21 protein-coding genes are annotated in these 18768 nt (G+C 69.7%); 11 read left to right on the top strand and 10 right to left on the bottom strand.

Annotated elements, in window-relative coordinates; all coding sequences use genetic code 11:
* Window positions 1-133: 133 nt before the first annotated feature.
* Together ITJ66_RS02330 and ITJ66_RS02325 are read left to right on the top strand one after the other, a co-directional pair.
* Complete coding sequence (locus ITJ66_RS02330; RefSeq protein WP_137242714.1) at window positions 134-1207, top strand: hypothetical protein; 1074 nt, start codon at window positions 134-136, stop codon at window positions 1205-1207.
* A gap of 78 nt (window positions 1208-1285) precedes the next feature.
* A complete protein-coding gene (locus ITJ66_RS02325; protein WP_064295812.1) occupies window positions 1286-2512 on the top strand; it encodes a pyridoxal phosphate-dependent aminotransferase in 1227 nt (408 codons plus the stop codon).
* 93 nt (window positions 2513-2605) lie between these two features.
* On the opposite strand, the gene ITJ66_RS02320 is transcribed toward ITJ66_RS02325, so the two are convergent.
* On the bottom strand, window positions 2606-3274 hold the full coding sequence (locus ITJ66_RS02320; RefSeq protein WP_194643155.1) for a YitT family protein: 669 nt from the start codon (window positions 3272-3274) through the stop codon (window positions 2606-2608).
* Window positions 3275-3365: 91 nt separating this feature from the next.
* On the opposite strand from ITJ66_RS02320, the gene ITJ66_RS02315 reads away from it, so the two are divergent.
* Window positions 3366-3857 (top strand): Lrp/AsnC family transcriptional regulator, encoded by a 492-nt coding sequence (locus ITJ66_RS02315; protein ID WP_159876895.1) that lies wholly within the window; start codon window positions 3366-3368, stop codon window positions 3855-3857.
* On the opposite strand, the gene ITJ66_RS02310 is transcribed toward ITJ66_RS02315, so the two are convergent.
* Entirely contained in the window at window positions 3846-5081 is a 1236-nt protein-coding gene (locus tag ITJ66_RS02310) for an MFS transporter (protein WP_370582543.1), read from the bottom strand. The genes ITJ66_RS02315 and ITJ66_RS02310 overlap by 12 nt on opposite strands.
* 82 nt (window positions 5082-5163) lie before the next feature.
* Between ITJ66_RS02310 and ITJ66_RS02305 the strand changes: the two genes are divergently transcribed.
* Window positions 5164-5478 carry a helix-turn-helix transcriptional regulator gene (locus ITJ66_RS02305; protein WP_064295809.1) on the top strand — a complete coding sequence of 105 codons (315 nt, stop codon included), beginning with the start codon at window positions 5164-5166 and terminating at the stop codon, window positions 5476-5478.
* Window positions 5479-5579: 101 nt separating this feature from the next.
* Window positions 5580-5897 (top strand): hypothetical protein, encoded by a 318-nt coding sequence (locus tag ITJ66_RS02300; RefSeq protein ID WP_194643152.1) that lies wholly within the window; start codon window positions 5580-5582, stop codon window positions 5895-5897.
* A gap of 192 nt (window positions 5898-6089) precedes the next feature.
* Here ITJ66_RS02300 and ITJ66_RS19680 read toward each other — a convergent pair whose 3' ends face one another.
* Window positions 6090-6488 carry a hypothetical protein gene (locus ITJ66_RS19680; protein ID WP_228501441.1) on the bottom strand — a complete coding sequence of 133 codons (399 nt, stop codon included), beginning with the start codon at window positions 6486-6488 and terminating at the stop codon, window positions 6090-6092.
* A gap of 332 nt (window positions 6489-6820) precedes the next feature.
* A complete protein-coding gene (locus tag ITJ66_RS02290; protein ID WP_079704559.1) occupies window positions 6821-7342 on the bottom strand; it encodes a MarR family winged helix-turn-helix transcriptional regulator in 522 nt (173 codons plus the stop codon).
* A 131-nt stretch (window positions 7343-7473) separates the two neighbouring features.
* On the opposite strand from ITJ66_RS02290, the gene ITJ66_RS19675 reads away from it, so the two are divergent.
* The 4 genes from ITJ66_RS19675 to ITJ66_RS02275 are packed head-to-tail and all read left to right on the top strand — an operon-like array spanning window position 7474 to window position 9332.
* Window positions 7474-7776 carry a hypothetical protein gene (locus tag ITJ66_RS19675; RefSeq protein WP_228498088.1) on the top strand — a complete coding sequence of 101 codons (303 nt, stop codon included), beginning with the start codon at window positions 7474-7476 and terminating at the stop codon, window positions 7774-7776.
* Window positions 7777-7783: 7 nt separating this feature from the next.
* Entirely contained in the window at window positions 7784-8335 is a 552-nt protein-coding gene (locus tag ITJ66_RS02285) for an RNA polymerase sigma factor (protein ID WP_370581809.1), read from the top strand.
* Window positions 8332-8949, top strand: coding sequence for a hypothetical protein (locus ITJ66_RS02280; protein WP_228501439.1), 618 nt, complete (start codon window positions 8332-8334; stop codon window positions 8947-8949). The genes ITJ66_RS02285 and ITJ66_RS02280 overlap by 4 nt, the downstream gene beginning before the upstream one ends.
* On the top strand, window positions 8949-9332 hold the full coding sequence (locus tag ITJ66_RS02275) for a hypothetical protein (protein ID WP_194643148.1): 384 nt from the start codon (window positions 8949-8951) through the stop codon (window positions 9330-9332). The genes ITJ66_RS02280 and ITJ66_RS02275 overlap by 1 nt, the downstream gene beginning before the upstream one ends.
* 6 nt (window positions 9333-9338) lie before the next feature.
* Here ITJ66_RS02275 and ITJ66_RS02270 read toward each other — a convergent pair whose 3' ends face one another.
* On the bottom strand, window positions 9339-10277 hold the full coding sequence (locus tag ITJ66_RS02270) for a DMT family transporter (RefSeq protein WP_137242724.1): 939 nt from the start codon (window positions 10275-10277) through the stop codon (window positions 9339-9341).
* Between the two features lie 72 nt (window positions 10278-10349).
* On the opposite strand from ITJ66_RS02270, the gene ITJ66_RS02265 reads away from it, so the two are divergent.
* On the top strand, window positions 10350-11273 hold the full coding sequence (locus tag ITJ66_RS02265) for a LysR family transcriptional regulator (protein ID WP_194643146.1): 924 nt from the start codon (window positions 10350-10352) through the stop codon (window positions 11271-11273).
* 90 nt (window positions 11274-11363) lie between these two features.
* A complete protein-coding gene (locus tag ITJ66_RS02260) occupies window positions 11364-12545 on the top strand; it encodes an alcohol dehydrogenase catalytic domain-containing protein (protein ID WP_194643144.1) in 1182 nt (393 codons plus the stop codon).
* An 84-nt stretch (window positions 12546-12629) separates the two neighbouring features.
* On the opposite strand, the gene ITJ66_RS02255 is transcribed toward ITJ66_RS02260, so the two are convergent.
* From ITJ66_RS02255 to ITJ66_RS02235, 5 genes are all read right to left on the bottom strand, one after another.
* Window positions 12630-14066, bottom strand: coding sequence for a glucose-6-phosphate dehydrogenase (locus tag ITJ66_RS02255; RefSeq protein WP_191940092.1), 1437 nt, complete (start codon window positions 14064-14066; stop codon window positions 12630-12632).
* A 212-nt stretch (window positions 14067-14278) separates the two neighbouring features.
* Window positions 14279-15292, bottom strand: a complete 1014-nt coding sequence (locus tag ITJ66_RS02250; RefSeq protein WP_138945928.1) for a LacI family DNA-binding transcriptional regulator — start codon at window positions 15290-15292, stop codon at window positions 14279-14281.
* A 73-nt stretch (window positions 15293-15365) separates the two neighbouring features.
* Window positions 15366-16268 (bottom strand): carbohydrate ABC transporter permease, encoded by a 903-nt coding sequence (locus ITJ66_RS02245; RefSeq protein WP_079000706.1) that lies wholly within the window; start codon window positions 16266-16268, stop codon window positions 15366-15368.
* A gap of 4 nt (window positions 16269-16272) precedes the next feature.
* Window positions 16273-17259, bottom strand: a complete 987-nt coding sequence (locus tag ITJ66_RS02240; protein ID WP_194643142.1) for a carbohydrate ABC transporter permease — start codon at window positions 17257-17259, stop codon at window positions 16273-16275.
* 67 nt (window positions 17260-17326) lie between these two features.
* Complete coding sequence (locus tag ITJ66_RS02235) at window positions 17327-18628, bottom strand: ABC transporter substrate-binding protein (RefSeq protein ID WP_194643140.1); 1302 nt, start codon at window positions 18626-18628, stop codon at window positions 17327-17329.
* Between the last annotated feature and the right edge of the window lie 140 nt (window positions 18629-18768).

Below are 18768 nucleotides of genomic sequence, written 5' to 3'. Positions count from 1 at the left end.
TCTACCCTGAACGTGGACGAATCGTGTCCCCGTTGTTGACAGCGGGTGCCCAGCGGGACAGCGCGCGGGGCGTCCGCCTAGGCTGGTGGACGCGGCCCATTCCGCCGGTGCCGCCTGATCGGAGGATGTCCCGATGGTGGTCCGCCCCTACTGGTTGAAGCGCGCGAGCATCGAGGAATTCGAGGCGGCCTACGACCCCGGGACGTGGCCCTCGTACACCGATTCGACCGGCCTGCCGCTGGTGGCCGAGGCGATGTCCAACCAGGATCCGGCGACGCGCGCGTTCATCGCCGGGCGGCTCCTTGACGACGGGGCGGATGCGACGGTCGTCCTCGACGAGGGGTACACGCTGCTGCACGTCCTGCTGGCGCAGCGCGCCCGGGACCCCGAGGTCGACCCTCCGCTCGTCCGTCGCCTCATCGCCGCCGGTGCCGACGTGAACCGGCCCGCCGGACGACACCAGCGCCGCCCGGTGGAGGAGGTCGACCACCCGAAGCTGTCCGAAGCGGAGCTCGAACCCTACTACCGTGCGTTCTTCGACCAGCCGGGCCTCGAGCTCCTCGCGCCCGACCCGCACGGGCACTCGGTGCTCGACCGCGCGCGCTCGAGTCGCTTCCGGCGGCCGCAGCTGTTCGACCTGGTGACGGTGTATCTGGATGCGGCCGGACTCGCCCCCGCCGCCGAGGCGGTGACCCGCACGGCGACCTGGCAGAACCTCGACGAGCTCCGAGCCGTCTACACCCCAGGCCTCGCGTCCGCGGTCGACGAGAACGGCGACAGCCTGCTCCACGCCGTTCTGCGCAATCCCGACCTCACCGTCCGCTCCACGTTCGTCCCGCAGCTGCTGGCCGACGGTGCCGACGTCGCCCTGCTCACCGCCGAGGGCGACAGCGTCCTCCACCTCGCGCTCGACCGCTCCGGCGCGCGGGAGGCCGAGCAGGACGCCCGGGTGCTCGGCGCACTCATCAGCGCGGGTGCCGATGTCAACGCGTCGTCACCGGCGAACGGTGTGCCGCTGACCGCGCTCGCCGGGCAGGGCAACTTCCCCGAAAGTCGGCTCGAACCGCTGTACGACGTACTCCTCGCCGCGCCTGGCCTTGACCCGGCCGTCGACCTCGCCGACGGCCGCACCGCGCTGGATGTCGTCCGCACGGCACGGCCTGCTCGTCCGGTGCTCCTCGCCCGCCTCGAGGCCATGGTCGCCTGACACCGGAGCCGACCGCGGGAGCCGCGATCCTGCAATCGGCACTGCCACGCGCGCAGGTCGCCGCAGTAGCCTGTGGGGATGACCACCCGCCGCACCCTCGACCAGTCCTCCAAGCTGAAAAGCGTCCTCTATGAGATCCGGGGGAAGGCCCTCGTCGAGGCCGTGCGTCTCGAGGCCGACGGGCACCGCATCCTCAAACTCAACACCGGCAACCCCGCCATCTTCGACTTCGAGGCACCGCACCAGATCGTGCGCGACATGATCGCCGCGCTCCCCCACTCCCACGGGTACAGCGACAGCCGCGGCATCCTCTCCGCGCGCCAGGCTGTTTCCTACCGCTACGAGGAGATGGAGGGGTTCCCGCGGGTCGACCCTGAGTGGGTGTTCCTCGGCAACGGCGTCTCCGAGCTCATCACGATGACGATGCAGGCCCTGCTCGACGACGGCGACGAGGTCCTCATCCCCGCGCCCGACTACCCGCTGTGGACGGCGATGACGAGCCTCGCGGGCGGCACCCCGGTGCACTATCGCTGCGATGAGGAAGCAGACTGGGCGCCGGACATCGAGGACATCCGCTCCAAGATCACGCCGAACACCAAGGCGATCGTCGTCATCAACCCGAACAACCCCACGGGTGCGGTGTACTCCCGCGAGGTGCTGGAGCAGATCGCCGGGGTCGCACGCGAGCACGGGCTGCTGCTGCTCGCCGACGAGATCTACGACCGCATCCTGTACGACGACGCCGTCCACATCCCGATGGCGACCGTCGCCCCCGACCTCCTCTGCCTCACGTTCAACGGCCTGTCGAAGACCTACCGCGTCGCCGGCTACCGGTCCGGCTGGCTCGTCATCACGGGGCCGCGTGACCACGCGCGCGGCTTCCTCGAGGGCATCACCCTCCTGGCGTCCACGCGCCTGTGCCCGAACGTGCCCGCGCAGCACGCGGTGCAGGCGGCGCTCTCCGGCGTGCAGTCGATCGACGCCCTGATCGCACCGAGCGGTCGCCTGCTCGAGCAGCGCGACGCCACCTGGGCCGGCCTCAACTCGATCCCCGGCGTTTCCTGCACGAAGCCGATGGGTGCGCTCTACGCCTTCCCGCGCCTCGACCCGGAGGTCCACGAGATCCACGACGACGAGCTGCTCGTCCACGATCTGCTCGTGGCGGAGCACATCCTGCTCGTCCAGGGCACGGGCTTCAACTGGCCGGACCCCGACCACCTGCGGGTCGTCACCCTGCCGGAGGAGCGCGTCCTCACCGACGCGATCGAGCGGCTCGGCAACTTCCTGTCCTCCTACAAGCAGTAGGCGCCGACAAGCAGGAGGCGCGGCAGCAGGACATCAGCGCGGTAGCAGGACGTTCGCGAGCAGCGCGTCCTGCTGCCGGGCGGATCTCCTGCCCTACACCCCGAGGTAGCGGCCCGGCCGGTGGTTGAGCGCGAGGATGAGGTTCAGGAGGACCGCACCGAGCGCCGAGACGAGCACGTTGAGCGGCGGCACGGCGACGAGCGACACGAGCACCACCACGGTGTCGACGGCCATGAGGACGTAGCCGGCACGGATGCCGAAGCGGTCCTGCAGGATGAGCGCGACGATGTTGAACCCGCCAAGGCTCGCCCGGTGTCGGAACAGGATCAGGATGCCGACGCCGCAGAGCACGTTACCGACGACGGCCGCGTAGAACGGGTCGATGTGTCCGACCGGCAGGAACAGCGGGTGCACCCCGGACAGGACGGACACGAGCACGATCGCGCCGCCGCTCCGCAGCGTGAACACCCAGCCCTTGCCGCGGATCGCGAGCAGGAAGAACGGCAGGTTGATCGCGATGAAGAGCACCGGGAACGGCACGGGCGCGAGGTAGCTGACGAGGAGCGACAGGCCGGCCGTCCCGCCGGTCACCGCCGATCCCGCCTTCAGGATGAAGAGGCCGAACGACACGACCGTGACGCCGACGAGCAGGCCGAGGATGTCCTCGACCACCCCGTGTCGGACCGGAGACGGCGCCGGGGCAGGGGTGGGGGGAGCCTGCTGCGCGCTCGACGTCGCGGCGCTCGGCTGCTGGGTGCTCATTCCGCCAACGATGCGTCAGCTCATCGTCTTGCGCAAGACGAGTAGAGTGCAGTGGTCATCGTGCTCGATTTCCAGCCCGAGAGTGAGCAACATGCCTCATCCCGCGACCATCGACCACCTCGACGCGCGCATCCTGACCGCGCTCGACGACGACCCGTCCATGACGGCCCTCGCCCTCGCACGCACCCTCGGCGTCGCGAGGAACACCGTCCACGCCCGCCTGCGTCGACTCGAGACGAGCGGCGCACTCGGCGCCCCGAGTCGCCGGGTGCGACTGTCGGCGCTGGGCTACCCCCTCACCGCGTTCATCGAGATCTCCATCCGGCAGGACCTCGCGACGGAGGCCTACGCGGCCCTTGAGTCGATCCCGGAGATCGTCGAGGTGCACGCGACCACCGGCGACGCCGACCTCTTCGCGAAGGTCGTGGCCCACGACACGGAGGACCTGCACCGCATCGCCGGTGTGCTGCTCGCGGCTCCGGGCGTGGTCCGGACGAACACGAAGGTCTCGCTCATCGAGGTCATCCCGTACCGCGCGTCGACCCTCCTCGATCGCCTCGCCGAGGGGCCGTCAGCGCGCTGATCGGGCACGCACCACGGCGGCGGTGCCCGCGGCGATCGCGACGACCGTGCCGTAGCCGAGGACCGTGGCGTGGAGCCCGATCGCCGAGGCGAGGAGACCCGCGATGACGGCCGGGACCCCGAAGGACAGGTAGGCGACGATGTACAGCGCGGCGAACAGCTCAGCGCGTTCGTCGGCCGGCGCGAGCGGGACGAGCGAGGCGATCGTGCCCATGAACGCCGTGCCGAACCCGGTGCCGGCGATCACGACGGCGACCACCGCGATCGGGAGCGACCCGAGGATCAGCGCGACGAGGAGGAGCACGGTCCCGGCGGACAACGCGGACGCCCCGTAGACCGCCGCGACGACGGGTCGGCGACGGTGCAGCACCGCGGCGGCGACGGCCCCAGCGGCCGGCAGCAGCCCGATGAGGAGCGCCCCTCCGAGCTGGCCGTCCACGCCGAGTTCCGTGTGCATGATGCTCGGCCCGAGGGAGAGGAACAGCCCGCCGGTCGCCCACCCGCCGAGGACGATCGGGATGCTCACGACGAACAACCGTCGGGCGTCGACGGGGACGGCTGCGCGGGGACGGATGGCGCGAGCCCATCCGGGAGCGCGGGCGGAGGTCTCCGGCACGATCCAGATGGACGCCGCGATGAGCAGGTAGGCGACCGCCAGCGGCAGGAACGTCCAGCTCGACGGGTCGGCGACCGTCTGCAGCAGGACGCCCGCGAGGATCGTGCCGGAGGCGAGACCGATCATCGGTGCGATGGCGTTCAGCAGGGTCGCCGCGCGTGGCCGCTCGGGCGGGGCCAGATCGATGATGGTCGCCGACAGGGTCGAGAGCAGTGCCCCACTGGCGAGACCTTGGAGCACGCGGGCGAGGTACAGCAGCGCTCCGGAGTCGACGTGCCAGAGGAGCAGCATGCTCGCGGCGAGCACGACGAACCCTGCGGTGATGACCGGGCGACGTCCGAGGTGGTCCGAGACCGAGCCGATCGTGAGGAGCGCGACGAGCAGGGCGAGCGCGTAGGCCGAGAAGGCGATGGTGACGCCGATCGGGCCGATGCCGAGCCGCTCCTGGAGCTCCGGGTAGAACGGTGACGGAGCGCTGGCGCCGGCGAGCATGAGCGTGCTGCCGAGCCCAGCGAGGACGAAGCCGAAGCGACGGCGCGGAATCGCGGGCACACCGGTGGCCGCGGTGGGCACGGGTCGGGTCGAGGGTGACGGGGTCGTCGTCTGCACGGGGCGGCATCCTTTGGTTCCAAAAATATCGAACGATTGGACGATACGCGCTTTCCGCTGATTGTTCAACTATTATCGAACCATGCCCGCACCCGCCGATCTCACGCACCCCGACCGCGAGGCGATCGAGCTGCCGGCCGTGCTCTTCGCGCTCAGCGATCCCGACCGACTCGAGATGGTGCGGCAGCTCCGCGACGGCCCGATGGACGCCGCGAACTGCACGGCCCTCGACCCCACGATCCCGAAGTCGACGAAGTCCCACCTCATGAAGGTGCTCCGCGAGGCCGGCGTCATCCGGAACGAGCCGAACGGTCGCCACCGCACGCTCACCCTGCGGCGTGACGACCTCGACACCCGGTTCCCGGGCCTCCTCGACGCCGTCCTCGACGCCGACTGACCGGTGCCCCCACCCCTCGGGTTCGCAGCTCGTGGACGGGAACTGCCAGAATTGTCGGCGCGGTGATCCACCGTGCACACGACGACAGGGGGCTGGGGAACATGGGAACGCTGCGGTACGGGAACGAAGCACTCGAACTCGAGGACCGGACCCTCGCCCATGTGCAGATGGTCGTCGTCTCGAAGCTCCGCAAGGGCGAGGCGTTCCTCCTCTCGTGGACCATCGACCCCGCGCACGGCTCGGGCCGCTACGCGATCTGGATCGAGACCGGCGTCCCGATCGTCTTCCGGTTCACCGGCTCCCGCCCGGTCGCGCTCAACCGTGCCTGGTTGCAGGCCATGCTCGACCGCACCTACACGCCGGCGGGGCTCGAGCTGATGCCGGAGGCCGACTACCCGGAGCTGTCCGCCGACAACTGAGGCACAGCCACCGGCACGATCCCGGGTAGCACAAGCGGTCCGACCGTTCAAGCATCGGTCGTCCGACACGTGCTCGATTACCATCGGATCATCGAAGGTCGGGGACTTCTGAGAGTCGGCTCGAGCGGTGCCTGGAGGGCCCGCAGCGCGCGGTCGAAATCGTCGAAGACGTTCGGAGGCGGGTCACACGGATCAGACCGTGCGGCCCGCCTCGTATCTGCGATCGCCGCTTGATGCAACGGCGCTCGACGACGCGTCGAGCAGGATGGTCGCGGACGCACGCGGGCCGAAACGCTCGGCGAAGTCGATCTCATTCGGGAGCCAGACATCGCGCCACAACGATTCGTGGTCGCGGCCGAGTCGTTGATCGCGAGCCATTCCGCGCTCGGCGGCGGTGTTCAGGTCGACATCACACCACACGGTCACGTCGAGACTGGGAAGCGCCTCAGGGTGCAGGAGCCCGATGAGGTCGACCACGAGGATCTCCGCCTTCGGGAGCGACTCCGGCGCGCCGAGGGCCCGTGCCGACCAGTCATACCGACGGAACTCGCTCTCTTGACGCGCCCGGAACGGATCCAACACGGTGGTCACGAGGCGTCGACGATCTACCCCGTCCCAGTCGGATGACCGCCTGTGCGAGCGAGCCGGGTCGAGGAAGTCGTCGCCCCTGATGCGCGCCGCCCGTGGGAGTTCCGCGACCAGACTTCGCGCGAGTGTCGACTTCCCTGAGCCGCAGTAGCCCGAGATGCCGACAGTGATGGGATGCGCCGTTTGCTGCGAATGACTCTCGACATGGTCGATGAGGGCACGATATTCCATATGTTGACCATACAAGTGACCAGTCCACGCTGGGTAGGCCGAAGACTCTCGCTCTGCCGGTGGCGGCCTGCGCCTGTGCCGCTCGCGGCAAGTGCCGGGGCGGCTCAGTGCTGCGGCTGCCCCTCGGGCTCGGTGCGGTCGATCGAGTCGACGGCCTCGCGCATGCGGTCGAGGAAGTCGACGATGCCCGCAGCGATCTCCGGTTCGATCCCGGTGGTCGCCTCCATCATGCGGTGGTGCATGTGACTCAAGGTCTTTCGGACCTCCGAGTCGGCGAAGTCGGTGGTCGACACGGTGACGCGGCGACGGTCGGTCTCGCTCGGGCGACGGACGACGTGACCCGCTGCCTCCAAGCGGTCGAGCATGACCGTGACCGATGAGGTCTTGATGCCGAGGTAGGCGCCCAGATCCGTGGGGCTGACCAGGCGGTGCTCCTGCTTGGCGCGCAGCATGAACCGCAGCGCGAGGAGGTCGTTCTCCCCCATGTGCATCTCGTCGCGCGTCCGACGACGCATGGCTGCCTCGGCGGCGCGGTACAGACGCATGGCCTCGAGCATGCGGCGGCCACGCTCGTGCTCGTCCTGTTCGTACCAGTAGTGCTGGGCGTCAACGGCTTGGGCGGTCATGAAGTCCAACAGTAGTGGTTCTCGTAACGAGATTGTCTAGCGGAGTCAGGATCGCGATGTCAAGTGGGGTACATGCAGACGCATGAATAACTAGATTCTCTAACAACACGAACGTTGAGCAAGGAGCAGTCATGAGCACGGTGTTGGAGCGAGGCACAGGGACCACGGTCGCCTGGGCTGAGCCGGATGCGACCCTCTGGGTCGCCTCGGTCGACGGTGAGTACGCCGGCATGGTCGAGTTCCGGGACGGCCGCTTCGTCGCCGCCTCGAGCACCGGCAAGGACCTCGGGGTCTTCGTCTCGCTGCTCCGCGCCAAGGAGGCGGTGGAGAACGGCCCGACGAAGACGCTCCAGTTTCCGTACGTCGCCGCTGTCGCCGCGTCCGCGATCGTGTCCGCGACCGCCGTCGCCTTCACCGCGTTCGCCGTCCTCTAGCCACACCGTGAAGCGCTCGCTCGAGGTCCTCCCGGACGGCATCCTCGCCGAGCGTGCAGCCGACGGAGACGCCACCGCCTTCGAGGTCCTCGTCTTCCGGCACGGATCGCTCATGCGTGCCTACGCCGTCCGCGTGCTGGGCAACCAGTCGGAGGCGGAGGACGTCGTGCAGGACGTCCTCATCCAGGCGTGGGGCCAGCTGGACCGACTGAACGACCCGAACGCGGTGAAGTCCTGGCTGATGCGCATGGTCTCGAACCGGGCGATCGACCGCATCAGACGCCGCCGCGAACACAGCGAGATCGAGGATTGGAATGCCCCCGCCCCGTCCCATCAGTCCCCGGAACGGGTCGTCGAGGTGCGCATGCAGATGAGCGCGCTCGCTTCGATCCTCGACCGACTCCCCGCCATGCAGCGCGAGTGCTGGATGCTCAAGGAGACGGGAGGGCTGTCGTACGTCGAGATCGCCGAGTCGCTCGGGGTCCCGACGTCGACGGTGCGCGGCCAGCTCGCGCGGGCCAGACAGACCGTCCTGCGGGAGATGGAGGTGTGGCGATGAACGACGACGACCACGAGTCCATGCTCGACGGCCTGGCCGGCGCCGACCTCGACGGGCACACCATCGACGAGCTCTCCGACTACCTGGACAACGGCCGCGAGCCCCTCGACCCCGACATCGAAGCCTCCCCCGGCTGCCAACTCGCCCTCGACGCCCTCCTCCGGCTGCGCACCCAGACCTGGGCGCTGCTCAAGTCGGAGGCGGCGACGCACTCCGAGCAGGACCGCTCCTGGATGCACGCGGTGCTCCAGAACATCTCGCTCGAGGCGCACGCCGGTCGGGACATCCCGCTCAGGCACCCGGACCCCGAGGTGCACCTGCGCATCACGGAAGGCTCCGTCCGTACCCTGATCCGCGGGGTGGGCGACAGCGTCGGCGGGGTCATCGTCGGTCGGGTCCGCCTCGACGGCGATGTGACGACCCTGGACGCGCCGATCACGGTGGCGATCACCGCCTCCGCCGCGTTCGGTAACAACCTCGAACGGCTGTCGCAGCTCATCCGGGATCGCGTCGTCGCGGAACTGGCCACGCACACCGAGCTCAACGTGGTCGCCGTCGACGTCACGATCATCGACATCCACACGCAGCGCGTCGCCCGGCCGGAGGACTCCTGATGGACACCGATGCCGCGCTCTCGCAGCAGCTCACCGCCGTCGTCGCCGCGACACCAGGGGTCACGACGGTCTACGCGTCCGGGTCACCGATCCGTGCGGTCCTGCGGACCGTCGCCGATGCGGTCGGTCGCGACGACGAGGAGCCGACGAAGGTGATGGTCGGTCGCGGAGCCGACGGCGCGCTGACGATCGGCGCGACCATCGGCGTGACCGACGGGGCTCCGGTCCCGGCGACCCTCCGTCTCGTCGGCGATGCGATCCGCAGGGTGCTCGCGACGTCGATGAAGGGGACGCCGATCCGCGAGATCGACGTCCGCGTATGCCGGATCGAGGACGCAGCACCGCTGGGAACGCCGCTCACGAGCGCGGCGACCACGCTGTAGACCCCGTCAGACGGGCGCTGGCTCCTGCTGCACCGTGGGTGCCGTGCCGGTCGTCCGCGCGCGGTGGCGGCGTTCGATCGCCTGACCGACATAGCTCGCCACGATGATCAGCGCCGCACCGAGCGCACCCAGCGGGCCGATCACCTCCCCCGCGATGAGCACGCCGACGAGGAGCGCCCAGACGGGTTCCGTCCCCATGAGGATGCTCGCGCGCGACGCCGAGGTCCGCCGCACCGCCCACAGCTGGACGACGAAGGCGAACACGGAACACAGCAGACCGAGGAACAGCACGTCCAGCCAGCCGCGCAGATCGAGCAGCGTGACAGCCGCAGCGAGACCGTCACCGGCGATGAGGCTGAACGCCCCGGCGCACACGAGCATCTGGACGAACACCACGCCGAGCGTGCTGTCGGTTCGACCTCGCGTCAGGTGCGCACTCGACGTCACGTGCACCGCACGGACGACGGCGGCAGCGATCACGAGCGCGTCGCCCACGGTGGGTGCGCGGAGACCGCCGTCCGACACGAGCAGCGCGACACCGACCACGGCTGCGACCGCGGCGACGAAGTAGGACCTCGGGAGCCAGGACCGCGACGCGACACCGTCGAGCACCGGCGTCATGACGAGCGCGAGGCTGATGAGCAGCCCGGCGTTCGTCGCCGAGGTCAGGTGCACGCCCCACGTCTCGAGGCCGATGATCGCGGCCTGCGAGCAGCCGAGTGCCGCCGCAATCAGCAGGCCCCGTCCGCGAGGGAGCCGCTCCCGTCGCACGAGACAGATGAGCCCGATGGCGATCACCGCCACCAGGAACCGCAGGGCGACCGCGGCCGGCACACCGGTGACGGCGGCGAGGTCCTTCGCCGCGAGGAAGCTGGCGCCCCACACCGCCGCGACCCCGACGAGCAGCACGTCGACGATGAGTTCGGAGGGTGCGCGGCGGGCCATGCCGCTACTCTCCAGGAGACGGACACGACAGAACAACAGGCAGTGTCTGGATCGACGATGAAGGAATGACTTATGGATCCCGCGCGCCTCCGCCTCCTCCGCGAACTCGGCGACCGTGGCAGCGTCGCCGCGGTCGCCGCAGCCATGCACGTCAGCGCCTCGGCCGTGTCGCAGCAGCTCGCCGCGCTGCAGGCCACCATGCCGGTGCCGCTCACCGAGAAGCACGGGCGCCGCCTCGTCCTCACGGAGGCCGGCGAAGCCCTGGCCGTCGCCGCCGCGCGCGTCGAGGAGGCACTCGCCGAGGCCAGGGACGCCGTGGACTCCTTCCTCCAACACGAGCAGCGCCCCGTGAGCGTCTCCGCGTTCCACAGCGCGGGGCTGGCGTTCTTCGGACCGCTGCTCGCGGGCGGCCCCATCCCCGGAGCCGACGCGACCGGTCCGGTTCCGCGGCTCCTCCTCGCCGACGCCGACGTCGCGCAGGACCGGTTCGCCGGTCTCACAGCGGACTACGACCTCGTCATCGCCCACCGGCTCCCGCACGAGCCGGCCTGGCCGCTCGACCGCCTCGTCGTGACGCCGCTGCTCGTCGAACCCCTCGACATCGCGATGCACGAGGCGCATCCGCTGGCCGCACGGTCGGAGCTGCGACCGGAGGATCTGCGCGACGAACGCTGGATCTCCACGCACGAGGGGTTCCCGCTCGCCGGCGTCCTCCATCACCTGGGCGCGTTGAGCGGCCGGGCGCCGCGGATCGACCACCGCATCAACGAGTTCTCGGTCGCCGCCCAGGTCGTCCGCACGGGGGCGGCGATCGCCGTCATGCCGCGCACCACGGCGGCACCGTTGGCCGTCGACGGCATGGTCCTCCGACCGGTCGCCGGCGCGGTCCTCGTCCGACACGTCGACGTCCTGGCGAGACCGGAGGCGATGGCGCGATCCGCGGTCCGGTCGGTGCTCGCCAGCCTCCAGCGCGTGGCCGCCGACGCGGCACGCTGAGCTCGTATCAGCCCTCCGACGAGACGTCCACCCCCAGTCACCCGACGCCCGGGAGGCGCAGGGTGGATGGACAACGACGAAGGAGCATCCATGCGCGCACTCACGTACCAGGGTCGCCGGTCGGTGTCGGTCGAGACCGTCCCGGACCCCGCGATCACCGCCCCCACCGATGCGATCATCCGTGTCACCTCGGCAGCCATCTGCGGCTCCGACCTCCACCTCTACGAACTGTTCGGCCCGTTCCTCGACCGCGGTGACGTCCTCGGCCACGAGACGATGGGTGTCGTCGAAGCCGTCGGCTCCGAGGTCACCCGCGTCGCGGTCGGCGACCGGGTCGTCATCCCCTTCACCATCGCGTGCGGCGAGTGCTTCATGTGTCGCAACGGGCTGCAGTCGCAGTGCGAGACGACCCAGGTGAAGGAGCACGGCAGCGGCGCCTCCCTGTACGGCTACACGAAGCTCTACGGCCAGGTGCCGGGCGGACAGGCCGAGTTCCTGCAGGTCCGACTCGCCGACGCGAACTGCATCGTCGTCGGTCGCGACCTGCCCGACGAGTCCTACCTCTACCTAAGTGACATCCTCCCGACCGCCTGGCAGGGCGTCGAGTACGCCGGGGTGCCGGACGGCGGCTCGATCACCGTGCTCGGCCTGGGCCCGGTCGGCCAGCTCGCGGCTCGCATCGCCAAGCACCGCGGTCTCGAGGTCTTCGCCGTGGACCCGGTGCCGGAGCGCCGTGCCCTCGCCGAGCGCTACGGCATCCGTGCCCTCGACCTCTCGGACGACGTGGTCGCTGAGCTCCGCGACGCCACCGGTGGACGCGGCCCGGACGGGGTCGTCGACGCCGTCGGCATGGAGGCCCACGGCTCACCGATCGCGGCTGCGGCGCAGACGGCCGTCGGCGTGCTGCCCGACGCGATCGCGCGACCGGCCATGGAGCACGCCGGCATCGACCGGCTCGCCGCCCTGCACACCGCGCTCGAGCTCGTCCGCCGTGGCGGCGTCGTGTCCCTGAGCGGCGTCTACGCCGGTGAGGCGGACATCATGCCGATGAAGTCGATGTTCGACAAGCAGGTCTCACTCCGGATGGGTCAGTGCAACGTCGCCCGCTGGATTCCGACGCTGCTCCCACTCGTCGAGGACAGCGCCGATCCGCTCGGCGTGCTCGACCTCGCGACCCACCGGGTGCCGCTCGCCGATGCTCCGGCGATGTACGAGACGTTCCAGAAGAAGGAGGACGGCTGCATCAAGGTCGTCCTGAAGCCGTCGCCGTGACCGCCCGCTGTACGAAACGACCCGCGCCGATCATTCGGCGCGGGTCGTTTCGTGTCAGGCGGTCAGCACGGCGTCAGCGCCCGATCACCAGTCCGTCGGACCGGCGCTCCCCGCCTCGTACTCCTCGAGCGGCGTTTCGCCGGCGGCCCAGGCGGTGACGACCGGGGTGACGATGCGCCAGCACTGCTCGGCGATGTCGCCGCGCACCGACAGCAGCGTGTTCTCCTGCAGGAGGCCGGCGAGCACCTGCGCGTAGGCGCTCAGGGTCGCGGCTCCGGGATCGGCCTCGAGCTCGACCCGGCGCAGGCCGTCGACGTCGTCGGCTCCGGTCACGATGAGGTCGAGGTGCACCGCACCGCCCTTGAGTGACATCCGGAGGACGGTGTCGGAGTGTCCGTCGGGAGCGTCGAGCCCCGCCGGCGCGGCCGAGGGTCGGAAGTGGACGGCGACCTCACGGCGTGGATCGCCGATGCCCTTGCCGGAGCGCAGGACGAACGGCACGCCCTGCCAGCGCGGGGTGTCGACCTGGAGCAGGAGCTGTGCGAGCGTCTCCGTCTCGCGGGAGGCGTCGACGTCGGGCTCGTCCACATAGGAGGGGAAGAGCCGGTCGCCGACCCGGCCCTCGGTGTAGCGGGCGCGACGGGCGGTCGACGGGTCGTCCTTCCACAGCCGGACGGCGCCGAGGACCTCGGCGATGCGGTCGTGGACGTCGGTCGGCGTCACCGCGTCCGGCCGCTCCATCGCGGTGAGGGCGAGGACCATGAGCAGGTGGCTCTGCAGCATGTCGCGCAGAGCGCCGGTCTGGTCGTAGAACGCCGCACGACCCTCGAGCCCCAGCTCCTCGTCGTAGAGGATCTCCACCTTCTCGATCTGTTCCGCGTTCCAGCCCGCCTCGAGGAGTCGGTTGCCGAAGCGGAGGCCGAGCATCCCGAGCACGGTCGCGTTGCCGAGGAAGTGGTCGATGCGCCACAGACGCTCCTCCGGCACGACCTCGGCGAGCGCCGCGTTGAGCGCCTGGGCGTCAGCGAGGTCGTCACCGAAGGGCTTCTCGATGGCGATGAGGAGGTCGTCGGGCAGGTCGATCTGCGCGAGCGCCTCGGCGACCTTGCGCCCGGCGGACGGCGGGAGCGCGATGTAGAGGATCGGCGAGCCGGTGCAGGCGTCGAGCAGCGCACGCAGTTCGTCGGGGTCGGAGGCGTCGGTCGGGATGAACTCCGTCGTCGACACCAGCGCGTCGACGGTCCGGGCCCCGATGCCGGCATCCTCGAGACTGGCGCGGACGGTCGCACGCCACTCCTCGTTTGGCTGCGGCGTGCGGGCGGCACCGATGATCTGCAGCGAGATGTCGCGGGCGGCGTCGACGACCTCGCCGAGGCCGGGGATCAGGAGCCGCTTGGCCAGGTCGCCGTTGGCGCCGAGGATCGCGATGGTGCGCTTCGTCGGTTCCAGCGACTCCGCGTCCGGGATGCCGGGTACGGTGTCGGGATCGGGCTGGGTGGTGGTGTCGGACTGGTCGCTCATGGTTCCATCCTGACCGAGCAACCGCCGATCGTCCTGGGGTTGCGCACGCCCGCGCCCCGGTCACTGAGCCGCACTCGGTCACTGAGCCACACGCGGTCACTGAGCCACACGCGGTCACTGAGCCTGTCGAAGTGCGCCCTTCGACAAGCTCAGGGACCGGACGGGGACCTCAGGGACCGGACGGGGAGCTCAGGGACCGGAACGCCGCCCGCTCACGCCGAGTCGCGGACCACGAGTTCCGTCGGGAGCGTGATCGCCGCGGGACGCTCGCCCTCGATGACCTGCAGGAGGAGGCGCACCATCTCGGCGCTGATCCGCTCGAACGGCTGGCGCATCGTCGTGAGCGCGGGGTCGGTGCCGACCGCGATGCTCGAGTCGTCGAAGCCGCCGACGGCGACGTCCTCCGGCACCCGCCGACCGGCCGCCTGCAGAGCGTCGATGGCACCGGCCGCCATGCGGTCGTTGGCGACGAACACGGCGTCGATCGTCGGGTCGGCCTCGAGCAGCTCGCGCATCGCCGCTTCACCGCTCGCGCGGCCGTAGTCGCCGTGCCGGACGAGCCGGTCGTCGAACGCCTCGCCGAGTTCGAGCCGGTAGCCCTCGAGCCGGGTGACACCGCCCGGGGTGTCCTCGGGTCCGGCGATCGTCGCGATCCGCTCCCGACCGAGGCCACGCAGGTGCGCCACCATCTCGCGGGCGCCCTCGAGGTCGTCGGCGGCCACGTAACCGAGGCGCTTCTGGAACCCGAGCGGGATGCCACACGCGATGGCCGGGACCTTCGAGTCCACGATGTCGCTGATGAGCCGCTGTCCGCTGTGCGCCGAGACGAGCAGCACGCCGTCGACGTGACCCGCCTCGATGTAGGCGAGAGCCCGCTCCTGCTCGGCGGCACTGCCCGCCATGATGAGCACGAGCGACAGCTGCCGTTCGGCGAGCGCCTGCGCGGCCCCCGTCAGCAGCATCGAGAAGTTCGGGTCCTCGAAGAGCAGCTGGTGGTCCTCGGTGAGGAGGAACGCGACCGATCCGGTGCGGTTCGTCGCCAGGCTCCGCGCGTGCGGGTTGACGCGGTACCCGGTCTTCCGGATGGCCGCGTCGACGGCCGCCTTCGCGTCCTGGCTGACCCAACGCCCGCCGTTCAGCACCCGCGACACCGTGCCGCGGGAGACGCCGGCGGCCTCCGCGACGTCGTCGATCGTCGGGCGCCGACGGGACGGGACGGTGGTCATCCCGTCAGCCTAGTGCTGAGGCTTCGCGCGCGACGGCGGAGGTTCCTGCTGCCGCAGCGCGGGCCACAGCGGCTCATGCCTTCACGGCACCGGCCGCGAGGTCCACCCGCCAGAAGCGCTGCAGGATGAGGAAGATCAGGATGAGCGGCACGATGGCGAGCAGGGCACCCGTGATCACGAGGGTGTACAACGCGGGGGCGGAGGCACCCTGGTTGAGCAGCCCGTTGAGGCCGACGGTGATCGGGAACAGCGAGTCGTCGCCGAGCATGATGTACGGCAGCATGAAGTTGTTCCAGATGGCGACGAACTGGAACAGGAAGATCGTCACGAGTCCGGGCAGCATCATCGGCATCGCGATGCGTCCGAAGATGCGGAACTCGCCCGCGCCCTCCGTCCGAGCCGCCTCGATGACGTCGGTCGGCACTGCCGCGGCCGCGTAGATGCGGGCGAGGTAGATGCCGTAGGGGCTGATGATCTGCGGCAGGAGCACACCCCAGAAGGTGTTCGTCAGCCCGACGTTCGCGAGCAGGAAGTACTGCGGGATCGCGAGGATGACTCCCGGCACGAGCACGCCCATGAGCAGGATGCTGAAGACGGTGCGCTTGCCCGGGAAGTCGAACTTGGCGAGCACGTAGCCCGAGATCGCGGAGACCCAGGTGGAGGCGATCGCGCCGATGCCCGCGTAGAGCGCCGTGTTGACCATCCAGCGCCAGAAGAGTCCGTCGCGGTACTGGGTGAGCTCGACGATGTTGTCGAACAGATGGGTGCTCGGCACGAGGGTGAAGGTGGAGAACAGTTCGCCGCTGCTCTTCGTGGATGCCATGAGCACCCAGAAGACGGGGAAGAGGCAGTAGATCGCGCCGAGGATGAGGATGCCCGTCGAGATGCCGCTGGGCCGGTCGGAGCGCATGGTCGTGCTGCCGGCGCGTTCGCGGCGTCGCGCACCGGCGGGTCGGTCGAGTCGAAGCGTGGTCATGGTGTCAGTCCTCCTGACCGAAGGCTCGCTTCTGCACGACCCGGAGGAAGAGGAAGGAGACGATGAACGTTGCGACGGCGATGATGATCGAGGTCGCGGCGGCCGAGTAGATGTCGTCGCGGGTGAACGCGTCGCGGTAGACGAGCATGAGCGGCGACCAGCTCGTGGAGAGGCTGTTCGTGAGCGGCCGCAACGTCGTCGGCTCGGCGAACACCTGCAGGGTGGCGACCATGGAGAACAGGGCCGTCATGACGAGTGCGGGGGCGACGATCGGGATCTTGATCCGCAGCGCGATCTGGATCTCGCTCGCACCGTCGATGCGGGCGGCCTCGTAGATCTCACTCGGCACGGCCTTGAGCGAGGTGTAGATGACGATCATGTTGAACCCGACGCCGCCCCAGAGGGCGATGTTCGCGATGCCGAAGATGATGGTCCCCGAGGACAGGATCTCCGGGGCGTCCCAGCCGAGGCTGTCGAAGATCGCGTAGAAGGGGCTCACGGCCGGGAGGTAGAGGAAGCCCCAGAGCAGCGAGCTGATCACCGCGGGCACCGCGTAGGGCAGGAAGATCGAGATGCGGGAGAACGAGACCGCCCGGGTGCGACGGGAGTCGAGCAGCAGCGCGAAGAGCAGGGCGAGTCCGAGCATGCACGGGATGAGGATGAGGCCGTAGAGCAGCACTCGTCCGACACTGGCCGCGAACTCCGGGTCGTTGAACGCGCCGAGGTAGTTCTCGAAGCCGGCGAAGGCGGTCGTGCGCGCCCCGGAGCCGAGGCCGAGCCCGGAGACCTGCTTCTTCTGGAAGCTCAGGAACAGCGTGTAGACGATGGGCGCCGCCATGAACACCAGGAACAGGATGATGCCGGGGGCGAGCATCGCGTACGGGATGAGCAGCCGACTCTTCAGGTTCTTGCGCGATCGGGCCGGCGGGCGCGAGCCTGTCGGCGGATCCTGGGTGGGCCGGATCGTGTCCAGCGCGGATGGTGCAGCCATGCCGATTCCTTGGGTCGAGGGCGGGGAACGGGGAGCGGGGCCGGCTCGGTGAGCCGGCCCCGTGGGACTACTTGACCGAGAAGCCGCTCTTCTTCAGGTCGTCGATGGTGATGGACTGCATCGCGGCGACGGCGTCGGAGAACGCCTGCGCGGTCTTCGCCTCGGCCGCCTTCGCGAACTCGTCGTTGTAGGCGCTGAAGGCGACGTTGACGTTCGGGCCGTAGGTGAACGGCGCGACGGTCTCGGAGGCCTTCGACGCGATGTCGTAGAAGTCGCTCTGCTGGCTGAAGAACTCAGGCGACGTCTGGAGGGCGTCGGCGGCGACCTTCGTGGCGGCCGGGTAGACCCCGGACACGTCGGCGAGTGCGGCGACGGCCTTCGGGTCGGTGTTCAGCCAGGTGGCGAACTCGACTGCGGCTTCGGCGTGCTTCGACTGCGTGGTCACCGCGGTGGACGAGCCACCCCAGTTGCCGTTGGAGGGCTTCGACGCGTCCCACTGCGGCAGCTCGGCCGCGGTCCATTTGCCGGCCGTGTCGGGGGCGTTCCCGCCGAGGACGCCGGGCGCCCAGACGGAGGAGATCCAACCGACCTGCGAACCGTCGTTCAGGCCGGCGTTCCACTCGGGCGTGTACATCGGCTTGTTGTCGATCGCGCCTTCCTCGACGAGCTGACCCCAGTAGGACGCGACCTGCTCGGTCTGCCCGGCGTCGATGTCGACCCCCCAGCTGTCGCCGTCGATCGACCACCACGACGCACCCGCCTGCTGCGCGAGTCCGGCGAACCAGCCGGCGTCGTTCGCGGAGAAGGTACCGAGGTACTTCGTCGGGTCGGCCTGGTGCACGGCGCGGGCGACCTCGGCGTACTCGTCCCACGTCGTCGGCACGCTGAGGCCGAGGCTGTCGAGGATGTCGGTGCGGTAATAGGCCATCATCGGGCCGGAGTCCTGCGGGACGGCGTAGACCGCATCGCCACCGAGCGTGACCGAGTTCCACACGCCCTCGGAGAAGTCGTCCTTGAGATCGGCGGCTCCCTGCTTCGAGATGTCGGCGAGCGCATCGGACGCGACGAGCGTCGGGATCTTCTGGTACTCGGCCTGGATGAGGTCGGGAGCGCCGCTGCCGGCCTTGATCGCCGTGAGCAGCTTGGTGATGGCGGGGTCGCCACCGTCCTGCTTCTGCACGACCACCTGGATGTCGGGGTGGTCCTCGTTCCACAGCTCGACGACCTGCTCGAGGTTGGGCGCCCAGGCCCAGTAGGTGAGTTTGACGGGGCCGGACTCCGTGCCGCCCGAGGATGCCGAGCATCCGGAGAGCAGTAGGGCCGTCGTGGCGACCGTGGCGATGCCGATGTGGCGAAGCGTGCTGCGCATTCGTCCTCCTTGTCGAAAGCTGGGGCGCTCTGGTGCGGGGCAGCGACGCTTCGATGGAGAACGTCGTTGTACCTGTGAGCGGTTACAGTTATTCACAACCGTTTCGCGTTGTCAACATCGAGAATCCTCCGAAACGTGTC

This window comes from Plantibacter sp. VKM Ac-2885 (assembly GCF_015351205.1).
Classification (GTDB): Bacteria; Actinomycetota; Actinomycetes; order Actinomycetales; family Microbacteriaceae; genus Plantibacter; species Plantibacter auratus.
The sequence above is the reverse complement of the archived record's forward strand: the minus strand, read 5'-3'. Positions and strand labels throughout refer to the sequence as shown.